Annotated in this window: 8 protein-coding genes; 1 reads left to right on the top strand and 7 read right to left on the bottom strand. The window is 67.6% G+C overall.

Features of this window, described 5'->3' with window-relative positions:
• From CF68_RS37885 to CF68_RS01040, 7 genes are all read right to left on the bottom strand, one after another.
• A partial coding sequence (locus CF68_RS37885; RefSeq protein WP_235205628.1) for a P1 family peptidase occupies positions 1-453 on the bottom strand: 453 nt, incomplete at its 3' end.
• 16 nt (positions 454-469) lie between these two features.
• Positions 470-1,384, bottom strand: a complete 915-nt coding sequence (gsiD, locus tag CF68_RS01065) for a glutathione ABC transporter permease GsiD (protein ID WP_010814210.1) — start codon at positions 1,382-1,384, stop codon at positions 470-472.
• Between the two features lie 7 nt (positions 1,385-1,391).
• Positions 1,392-2,312 (bottom strand): glutathione ABC transporter permease GsiC, encoded by a 921-nt coding sequence (gene gsiC, locus CF68_RS01060; RefSeq protein ID WP_035815451.1) that lies wholly within the window; start codon positions 2,310-2,312, stop codon positions 1,392-1,394.
• A 236-nt stretch (positions 2,313-2,548) separates the two neighbouring features.
• Positions 2,549-4,105 carry a glutathione ABC transporter substrate-binding protein GsiB gene (gene gsiB / locus CF68_RS01055; protein ID WP_035815450.1) on the bottom strand — a complete coding sequence of 519 codons (1,557 nt, stop codon included), beginning with the start codon at positions 4,103-4,105 and terminating at the stop codon, positions 2,549-2,551.
• Between the two features lie 38 nt (positions 4,106-4,143).
• Positions 4,144-6,048, bottom strand: coding sequence for a dipeptide ABC transporter ATP-binding protein (locus CF68_RS01050; protein WP_051591346.1), 1,905 nt, complete (start codon positions 6,046-6,048; stop codon positions 4,144-4,146).
• A gap of 52 nt (positions 6,049-6,100) precedes the next feature.
• Positions 6,101-7,075 carry an isoaspartyl peptidase/L-asparaginase family protein gene (locus CF68_RS01045; RefSeq protein ID WP_035815449.1) on the bottom strand — a complete coding sequence of 325 codons (975 nt, stop codon included), beginning with the start codon at positions 7,073-7,075 and terminating at the stop codon, positions 6,101-6,103.
• A gap of 8 nt (positions 7,076-7,083) precedes the next feature.
• Entirely contained in the window at positions 7,084-8,040 is a 957-nt protein-coding gene (locus tag CF68_RS01040; RefSeq protein ID WP_035815447.1) for a MurR/RpiR family transcriptional regulator, read from the bottom strand.
• A gap of 283 nt (positions 8,041-8,323) precedes the next feature.
• Here CF68_RS01040 and CF68_RS01035 point away from each other — a divergent pair, with 283 nt between their 5' ends.
• Positions 8,324-10,258, top strand: coding sequence for an ATP-binding cassette domain-containing protein (locus CF68_RS01035; RefSeq protein WP_035815445.1), 1,935 nt, complete (start codon positions 8,324-8,326; stop codon positions 10,256-10,258).
• Positions 10,259-10,278: the final 20 nt, after the last annotated feature.

Raw genomic sequence — 10,278 nt, 5'->3', positions numbered from 1 at the left:
GCCCGGGGCCGCCTCATAGTGGCTGCCCGCCACCGCCATGCGCTGGATATCGTTCAGGTAGCCGTCATTGCACTCGAACACCAGCGGATTGACTGTAGGCAGCGCGCGGCCGATCTCCGGATTGGCCGCCACCGCCGCACGGATCTGCGCCTGCGCCACCGCACCGACCGAAAAGGTATTGGTCAGCGCCAGCGGCGTTTCCAGCACGCCCAGTTCGTCCACCTGCACCAGCCCGATGCTCTTGCCAAAGCCGTTGAGCACGGTGGCCGCGGCGGGCACCTTGTCGCGGTAGGGATCGCCGCCGTGCGGACGGATCACGGTGACGCCGGTCTGCACGGCGCCGTCCGCCAGCGTGCAATGGCCGACGGTCACGCCGGCCACGTCGGCAATGCTGTCCAGCGAACCTGCCGGCAGGCTGCCGACATGCGGCACGCCCGTTGTCGATGCGGTCATATTCAGCGGCTCAGTTTCAACGGCGGTCGATCTTGGGGTCGAGCGCGTCGCGCAGGCCGTCGCCAAGCAGGTTGAAGGCCAGCACGGTCAGGAAGATCGCCAGGCTCGGGAAGATCGCCACGTGCGGCGCGGTCACCATGTCGGCGCGGGCTTCGTTGAGCATCGCGCCCCACTCCGGCGTGGGCGGCTGCGCACCCAGCCCCAGGAACGACAGGCTGGCCGCGGTGATGATCGAGGTGCCGATACGCATCGAGAAATACACCACGATCGACGACACCGTGCCCGGCAGGATATGCCGCATCAGGATGGTCCAGTCCGACGCGCCGATGCTGCGCGCAGCCTCGATGTAGGTCAGCCGCTTGAGCATCAGCGTATTGCCGCGCACCAGCCGCGCGAACGCGGGGATGCTGAAGATGGCCACGGCGAAGATCACGTTGGTCATGCCATTGCCGAGGATCGCAACGATGCCGATCGCCAGCAGGATGCCCGGGAAGGCGAAGAGCACGTCGGAAATGCGCATCACGATGCGGTCCCACCAGCCCTCGTAGTAGCCCGCCAGCAGGCCCAGCACGGTGCCGATCAGCGCGCCGATGATCACCGACAGGAAGCCCGCCGCCAGCGAGATGCGCGCGCCGGCCAGGATGCGGCTGAAGATGTCGCGTCCGAGCGAATCGACTCCCATCCAGTGCGCGGCCGACGGGCCGGCGTTGAGCGCGTCGTAGTCGAAGTAGTTCTCCGGGTCGTACGGCACGATATGCGGCGCCACGATGGCAATCACCACCAGCACCAGCACGAAGGCGCCGGCGCCCAGCGCCAGGTGCTGCTTGCGGAATTTGCGCCAGAACTCGGTCCAGGGCGTGCGCACGGCCTCGGGCACGGGGGCGGTGGCGGGTGCCGCTTGCGCTGCGGCGGGCGTGGAAAGCTCAGTCATGCCGGCCTCACTTGTAGCGGATGGTTGGGTTGATCACGGTGTAGAGCATGTCCACCACCAGGTTGATCAGGATGAATTCGAGCGAGAACAGCAGCACCTCGGCCTGGATCACCGGGTAGTCGCGCATCTCGACGGCATCGACCAGCAGGCGCCCCAGGCCCGGCCAGTTGAACACCTTCTCGACCACGATCGAGCCGCCCAGCAGGAAGCCGAACTGCAGGCCCATCATGGTCACCACCGGGATCATGGCGTTGCGCAGGCCGTGCTTGGTCACCACCAGCGTCTCGCGCACGCCCTTGGCGCGGGCGGTGCGGATAAAGTCTTCCTGCAAGACCTCGACGAACGAGGCCCGCGTAAAGCGCGCCATCACCGCGGCCACCGCCGCGCCCAGCGTGATGGACGGCAACACGTAGTGCTTCCAGCTGTCGGCACCGATCGACGGCAGCCAGCCCAGCTGCACCGAGAACACCTCCATCAGCAGCATGCCCAGCGCAAAGGCCGGGAACGAGATGCCCGACACCGCCAGCGTCATGCCGAGCCGGTCCGGCCAGCGGTTGCGCCACACGGCCGAGCCGATGCCGATCACCATGCCGAACACCACCGCCCAGGCCATCGACGCCACTGTCAGCAGCAGCGTGGGCATGAAGCGGTCGCCGATCTCCTCGCTTACCGGGCGCTTGGTGCGCAGCGAATGGCCGAACTCGCCGCGGACCGCATTGGAGAAGAAGTTGACGAACTGCTCGTGCATGGGCCGGTCCAGCCCAAGGTCCTTGCGCACCAGTTCGACCGTGGCCGAGTCGGCCTCCGGGCCCGCCGCCAGCCGCGCGGGATCGCCCGGCAGCAGGTGGACGAACAGGAACACCAGCACTGCCACGATCAGCAGCGTGGGGATCACGCCCAGCACACGTTTGAGGAAGTAATTCAGCATGACACACCAGAAGGAAATGCAGCAGCAGAGGCCGCAGGCCGCCCCCCCCCCCGCCCCCCCGCCGGCGACCCCGCGACGCGGGCAGGCGGCCACCTCGGCTTACTGCTTTACTGCTTACTGCTCTTTGGATGGGATTACAGCCAGCACCCGTTGTTTGCTCCCCTCTCCCGCTTGCGGGAGAGGGGCCGGGGGAGAGGGCAGGAGCTTCCACGAAGTCCCGGCCCTCGCCTCACCCATTACTGCTTGATATCGATCTCTTCAAAATTGAACGACCCGTCCGGCATCACATAGGCGCCGGTCAGCCGCTTGCTGCGCGCAAACAGCACCTTCTCGGTCACCAGGAAGGCCCACGGCGCATCCTTCCAGATGCGTTCCTGGGCGTCCTTGTACAGGCGCGCCTTTTCGCCACGATCGGTGGTGCGCAGCGCGCCGGCGATATCGGCGTCGACCTGGTCGTTCTTGTAGTACGCGGTATTCAGCAGCTTGGGCGGCATCGACTCCGAAGCCAGCAGCGGACGCAGCGCCCAGTCCGATTCACCGGTCGACGACGACCAGCCCACGTAGTAGATGCGCACGCCGGCGTCTTCCGGCTTCGGCACGCTCTCGACCTTCTCCACGCGCTGGCCGGCCTCAAGCGCCTGCACCGAGGCCTTGATGCCGACCTGCTGCAGCTGCTGCTGCACGAACTGGATCACCTTCTGCGCGGTGGTGTGGTTGTAGGCCGACCACAGCGTGGTCTCGAAGCCGTTCGGATAGCCGGCTTCCTTCAGCAGCGCGCGCGCCTTGGCCGGGTCATACGGCCACGGGCCCAGCTTCTCGGCATAGTCCACGCCCGGCGGCACCACGCCTTCGGCCGGCACCGCGTAGCCCGCAAAGGCGACCTTGGCCAGCGCGTCCTTGTTGATGGCGTAGTTGATCGCCTGGCGCACCTTGGGGTCGTTGAACGGCTTGACCATGGTGTTCATGGACAGGTAGCGCTGGATGATCGACGGCGAGGCGATCAGATCCACCTTGGCGCTGTTCTTCAGCACCGCGGCCTGCTCGAACGGGATGCTGAAGGCGAAGTCGGCCTCGCCGGTCTGCATGATCGCGGCGCGGGTGTTGTTGTCGACCACCGGCTTCCAGGTGATGGTGTCGATCTTCGGGTAGCCGGTCTTCCAGAAGCCAGCGAACTTCTTGCCCTTCAGGTGGTCGGGCTGCTTCCATTCAACGAACTCGAACGGGCCGGTGCCGACCGGGTGAAACGCGATCTCCTTGCCATACTTCTGCAGCGCGGCCGGCGAGATCATCACCGCCGACGGATGCGCCAGCACGTTGATGAACGGCGAGAACGGCTCTTTCAGCGTGACCTTGACGGTATTGGCATCGACCACGTCAGTCTTGGCGACACGGTTGAACAGCGTGTAGCGCTTGAGCTTGTTGGCCGGGTTGGTGACGCGGTCCAGGTTGGCCTTGACGGCGCCGGCATCGAAGGTGGTGCCGTCGTGGAACTTGATGCCCTTCTTCAGCTTGATCGTATACGTCAGTCCGTCCTTGCTGACCTCGTAGCTGTCGGCCAGCACGTTGACCAGCTTCATGTCCTTGTCCAGGCCAAACAGGCCCTGGTAGAAGCTCTTCCCAACCGCCTGCGACAGCGTGTCATTCGAATCGTACGGATCCAGCGAGGTGAAAGTCGAACTCACCGCCATCACGGCATCCTTGGCGGCGAAGGCCGGGGCCGAAACCAGCATGCCCAGCGTGCCGGCGGCAAAGGCGCCGGCCACCCATCGGGGCGAAACCATACGTGCAGACATCGTCGATTCTCCTTGGTAACTTGGTGACTTCCAGGACTTCAATAGGCGCCGCCGACGGCATGCCGGGCGACATAGTGACCGAGCGACCCGCTGCCGGCGACCTGGACCAGCGGCTGCACCACCGGTTCGTCGCCGACCACGCGGATCGGGCTGGGGATTTCGTCGTTGAGCGGCTCGCGCCGCAGGTGGCGCCGCGCCGGGTCGGCGATCGGCACCGCCGACATCAGCTTCTTCGTGTACGGGTGCTGCGGGTTCTCGAAGATCGCGCGGCGCGGGCCGATCTCGACGATCTGGCCCAGGTACATCACCGCCACGCGATGGCTCACGCGCTCCACCACCGCCATGTCGTGCGAGATGAACAGGAAGGCAATGCCAAGCTCGCGCTGCAGGTCCAGCATCAGGTTGACGATCTGCGCCTGGATCGACACGTCCAGCGCGGACACCGATTCATCGGCCACCACCACCTTGGGGTTCAGCGCCAGTGCGCGCGCAATGCAGATGCGCTGGCGCTGGCCGCCGGAGAACTCGTGCGGATAGCGCGCCGCGTGCGAGGGGTCCAGCCCCACCTTGTCGAGCAGCCAGGCCACGCGCTGCTCGGCCTCCTTGCCGCTGGCGACCTTGTGCACCAGCAGCGGCTCCATGATCGAGTAACCCACCGGCACGCGCGGATCGAGCGAGGCGAACGGGTCCTGGAAGATGAACTGGATATTGCGGCGCAGGGTCTGCAGCGCCGGCCCTTCCATCTTGCTGATGTTCTGCCCGGCGAACTCGATGGTGCCGCTCTGGCTTTCCACCAGGCGCAGCAGCGAGCGGCCCGTGGTGGACTTGCCGCAGCCGGACTCGCCCACCAGCGCCAGCGTCTCGCCGGGATAGAGGTCGAAGCTGACTTGCTCGACCGCATGCACGCGCCGCGTGACGCGGCCGAACAGGCCGCCGGGCACGTCGAAGCGCGTCACCAGGTCCTGCACGCGCAGGATGGGAGCGACGCCCGGGGTAACAGTGTCCTGCGGCGCGACCGGCTCAGGGTTGGCGCTGTCCAGTTGCAGCAACGGGAACTTGGCCGGCAGGTCGGTGCCGCTCATGGCGCCAAGGCGCGGCACCGCCGACAGCAGCGCGCGCGTGTACGGATGGGCGGGGGCACGGAACACATCGTCCGAGGTGCCCTCTTCCACCTTCTCGCCGCGGTACATCACCAGCACGCGGTCGGCGACTTCGGCCACCACGCCCATGTCGTGCGTGATGAAGACCACGCCCATATGCATCTCGGCCTGCAGGCCGCGGATCAGCTGCAGGATCTCGGCCTGGATGGTCACGTCCAGCGCCGTGGTCGGCTCGTCGGCGATCAGCAGCGCGGGCTTGCACGACAGCGCCATGGCGATCATCACGCGCTGGCGCATGCCGCCGGAGAGCTGGTGCGGATAGCGCTCCAGCACGCGGCGCGCCTCGGGGATGCGCACCAGCTCCAGCATGCGCAGCGCCTCGGCACGCGCCGCCGCGCGGCTCTTGCCCTGGTGCAGGCGGATCGATTCGGCGATCTGCTCGCCCACCGGGAACACCGGGTTAAGCGAGGTCATCGGCTCCTGGAAGATCATCGCCACGTCGGCGCCGCGCACGCTGCGCAGCGTGGCGTTGTCCGCGCGCGCCAGGTCGATCACCTCGCCGCCGCGCCGCCGCAGCGCCATGCTGCCGGAGACGATCTTGCCGCCGCCATGTTCGACCAGGCGCATCAGCGCCAGCGACGTGACCGACTTGCCCGAGCCCGACTCGCCCACCACCGCCAGCGTCTCGCCGCGGTCGACATGGAAGGACAGGTTGCGCACGGCCTCGACGGTACGCTCGGACGTGGCAAAGCGCACGGTCAGCCCGTTCACCGAGACGACGCGCTCGGGCGGCAGGACGATGCCGGATGCGGAAGCGTGCGATTGCGCAGGGGTAGTGGCCACTGGAACTCCTTGTATTGCTGCTTGATGCCCGGACTTGCTGGTGCGGTGCAGGTCAGCCGTAAATCGACACGTTCACTGCCTCGCCCACCCGGGCGAAACCGCGATACATGCCTTCGGTGTTGAACGGCAGCGTGACGTTGCCGGCGCGGTCGACCGCGATCAGGCCGCCGCGGCCGTTGATGGCGCGCAGTTTTTCCATCACCACGCGCCGCGCCGAATCCTCGAGCGAGAGGCCGGCGTAGCGCATCTGCGCGGACACGTCGTACGCGGCCACGGTGCGGATGAACATTTCGCCGGTGCCGGTCGCCGACACGGCCGCGACGTCATCGGCATAGCAGCCCGCGCCGATCACCGGCGTATCGCCAACGCGGCCCACGCGCTTGTTGGTGACGCCGCCGGTGGAGGTGGCAGCAGCCAGGTTGCCGCGGCTGTCGCATGCGACCGCGCCGACGGTGCCGAACTTGCTGTCGGGATCGATCGGATCGGCCGCGCTGGCCTTGCCCTGCGCGGCCAGCGCGGCGGCGTCGTGGTCTAGCAGCGCCATGCCTGCGGTGCCGCGGGCGCGCTGCCACTGATCGTGGCGAGCCTGCGTGAAGTAGTAGTCCGGCGCCACCAGTTCCAGGCCCTGCGCTTCGGCAAAGGCCTCGGCGCCGGCGCCGGCAAAGAGCACGTGTTCGCTGTGGTCCAGCACGGCGCGCGCGGCCAGCACCGGGTTGCGCAGGCGCGTGACGCAGGCCACGGCGCCGGCTTCCAGCGTGGCGCCGTCCATCACCGCGGCATCGAGCTCATAGGTGCCGGCGTGGGTCAGCACCGCGCCCTTGCCGGCGTTGAACAGCGGGCACTCTTCCAGCAGGCGCACCGCCTCGGTGACCGCATCGAGCGCGCTGCCGCCCTCGGCCAGGATGCGCTGGCCGGCCTGCAGCACGTGTTGCAGCGCTTCGATGTATTCGCGTTCGCGGGCGGCGTCCATCGCCGCGCGGGTGATGGTGCCGGCGCCGCCGTGGATGGCAATGACTGCTGGTTGCATGTGGATGTTCAGGACTTGCGGGTGTTGGAGGATCGGCCGCGCTTGGCGCCAGCCGTGGGTTCGGTGGATTGCGGGGTGCCGGCACGGCCGGCGGACTCCGCGGCCGGCGTGCCGTACAGCCACGGCAGCAGGAATTCGGTCATTTCGGCGGCGGCCTTGACCGGGCGCTCGGCCCGGTGCGCCACCGCGCCGCACAGCGCCTCGATCAGCGCCAGCACGGTGGCATCGGAGTTGGCCGAGAGCCGGTTGCCGGCCTGCGCGTAGAGCGCGATATCGGCCAGCGGCGCCAGCGGCGAGGTCGGCCCGTCGGTCAGCGCCAGCACCTGGCCGCCGCGCGACTTGGCGCGCTCAGCCAGTTCGATGGTGTCCGTGACGTAGCGCGGGAAGGCAATCACGATCAGCAGGTCGCTCGACTGCTGCTTGAACAGCTGCCGCGCCGCATGCGAGGCGCCGCCGGCGCCCGCCACCGAGGTCACCATGCGGCAGTGCATTTCCAGCCCGTGCTGCAGCAGGCCCGCCAGGAAACCGCTGGCGCCGAAGCCGGCGACGTAGACACGCTGCGCCGCCAGGATCGCCGAGACCGCGCGCTCGCAGGCCTCCGGGTCGATGCCGCGCCGCGTGGCTTCCGCGTTGGCCGCGGCATCTTCCAGCGAGGCGGCGAAGACTTCGGCCGCGGTCGCGGGCCGCTCCAGCTCGCTGCGCAGCCGCTCCACCGGAGCCAGCGTGGCTTCGAAGCCGCGCACCAGCTCGGCCCGGAACTGCGGATAGCCGTCGAACCCCAGCGCCCGCGCAAAGCGGTTGGCCGTGGCCACCGACACCTCCACCGCCGCGGCAAATTCGTCGATGCGCATGGTCGCCGCGCGGAACAGATTGGCCAGCACGTATTCCGCCATGCGGCGGTGCGCCGGCGTCAGCGTCGGCAAGCTGCGCGCAATGCGGTCTGAGATGGAATGGCCTTTTGGCATGGTGGAAACGGTTGGTCTGGACGTCGCCGGATGGGCGCCGTTTTCGTGAAAATGAATTTACACGCAACGCACGAACAAGAAAATAGAGTTTTGCGAGACCAAGGGTAATCCCTGAATCGCCGAGGCACGAAGGCACATTGGCGGTGCACGTTGCCGAGCTGTTTTGCACCGCCACGGCGTGCGTTGCACCGGAAACGCTACAATGCCGGCCAGCGCACCAGACCTGGCGGTTGCCCGCTTTCTCCGCGCTTTTTCTGTTTTTCACTCAGGCATTTCCCCTCTCGTGATCCGAATCGACCAGCTAGTCCTCCAGCGCGGCACCAAGGTGCTGTTCGACCACACCAGCGTGACGCTCAACCCGGGCGAGCGCGTGGGCCTTGTCGGCGCCAACGGCAGCGGCAAGTCGACGCTGTTCGCGCTGCTGCGCGGTGAACTGCATCCGGACGGGGGCGATGTCATCGTGCCGGCGCAGTGGCGCGTCGCGCACGTGGCGCAGGAAACGCCTGCGGTCAGCCGCACCGCCGTGGATTACGTGATCGATGGCGACACCCGCCTGCGCGAGATCGAAGCCGCCATCGCCGCCGCACAGGCCAGCGGCGACGGCAGCGCCGAGGGCGAAGCCCACGCCGCCTTTGCCGACGCCGACGGCTACACCGCCCCGGCTCGCGCCGAGGCGCTGCTGCTGGGCCTGGGCTTCACGCTGGCGCAGGTGTCGCAGCCGGTGGCCTCGTTCTCGGGCGGCTGGCGCATGCGCCTGAACCTTGCGCAGGCGCTGATGTGCCCGTCCGACCTGCTGCTGCTCGACGAACCGACCAACCACCTGGACCTGGACGCCATCGTCTGGCTGGAGGACTGGCTGGCGCGCTACCCCGGCACGCTGGTGATGATTTCGCACGACCGCGAATTCCTCGACGCGATCTGCAACGTCACCGTGCATATCGAGAACCAGCAACTGCGCCGCTATGGCGGCAACTACACCCTGTTCGAGACCCTGCGCCTGCAGCAGATGGCGCAGCAGCAATCCGCCTACGTGCGCCAGCAGAAGGAAATCGCGCACCTGGAATCGTTCATCACGCGCTTCAAGGCCAAGGCGACCAAGGCGCGCCAGGCACAGAGCCGCGTCAAGGCGCTGGAAAAGATGGAGCGGCTGGCGCCGGTGCACGTGGCCGCCGGCTTCGCTTTCGAGTTCCGCGAACCCGACGCCGCGCCCAATCCGATGATGGTGCTCGACGGCGTCGACTGCGGTTATGCCGAGGCGGAGCCACCCGTCACCATCCTGCACAAGCTGGCGCTGTCGATCCAGAACGGCCAGCGCATCGGCCTCTTGGGCGCCAACGGCCAGGGCAAGTCCACGCTGGTCAAGACCCTGGCCGGCACGCAGGACCCGCTCACGGGCAAGCTGCGCCTGGGCAAGGGCCTGCAGATCGGCTACTTCGCCCAGCACCAGCTGGAGACGCTGCGTGACCACGACTCGCCGCTGCAGCACCTGGCACGCCTGGCGCCCGACACCCGCGAGCAGGAGCTGCGCGACTTCCTCGGCAGCTTCAACTTCCGCGGCGACATGGCCACCGCGCCGATCGAGCCCTTCTCGGGCGGCGAGAAGGCCCGTCTGGCCCTGGCGCTGATCGTCTGGCAGAAGCCCAACCTGCTGCTGCTGGACGAGCCGACCAACCACCTGGACCTCGACACCCGCGAGGCGCTGACCATGGCGCTGGCGCAGTTCGAAGGCACGCTGATCCTGGTCTCGCACGACCGCCACCTGCTGCGCGCCACCGCCGACCAGTTCATGCTGGTGGCCGACGGCACCATCAAGCCGTTCGACGGCGACCTGGACGACTACCGCGACTGGCTGCTGCAACAGGCCGCGGCCAAGCGCAATGCCGCCACCGCCGCGCACCTGGCAGAGAACGCCGGCGATGCCGCGGCGGCGGTCAACCGCAAGGACCAGCGCCGCGCGGAGGCCGACGAGCGCCAGCGGCTGTCAGCACTGCGCAAGCCGTTGACGAAGGAACTGGAAAAGGTGGAAAAGCGCATGGCGGTATTGCAAACCGCCAAGGAGGAGATCGACCAGTTCATGGCCGATGAAAGCAGCTATGCCGAAGCCAACAAGACCAGGCTGATGGAGATGCTCAAGCGCCAGGGCGAGGTCAATGGCGAGCTGGAGACGCTGGAAGAGAAGTGGCTGGAGTTGCAGGAGCAGATCGAGCAGATTGCGTAATGTAGTTCGAGTCCCCTCCC

It is taken from the genome of Cupriavidus sp. SK-4, from assembly GCF_000611125.1.
GTDB classification, from domain to species: Bacteria; Pseudomonadota; Gammaproteobacteria; order Burkholderiales; family Burkholderiaceae; genus Cupriavidus; species Cupriavidus necator.
This window is presented reverse-complemented; position numbering and strand designations above follow the sequence as displayed.

What these genes read in the sequence shown, in the direction of transcription:
- CF68_RS01045 (WP_035815449.1), bottom strand. Translation starts at nt 7,075, where the DNA reads ATGCAACCAGCAGTCATTGCCATCCACGGCGGCGCCGGCACCATCACC.
- gsiC (WP_035815451.1), bottom strand. Translation starts at nt 2,312, where the DNA reads ATGCTGAATTACTTCCTCAAACGTGTGCTGGGCGTGATCCCCACGCTG.
- gsiD (WP_010814210.1), bottom strand. Translation starts at nt 1,384, where the DNA reads ATGACTGAGCTTTCCACGCCCGCCGCAGCGCAAGCGGCACCCGCCACC.
- CF68_RS01040 (WP_035815447.1), bottom strand. Translation starts at nt 8,040, where the DNA reads ATGCCAAAAGGCCATTCCATCTCAGACCGCATTGCGCGCAGCTTGCCG.
- gsiB (WP_035815450.1), bottom strand. Translation starts at nt 4,105, where the DNA reads ATGTCTGCACGTATGGTTTCGCCCCGATGGGTGGCCGGCGCCTTTGCC.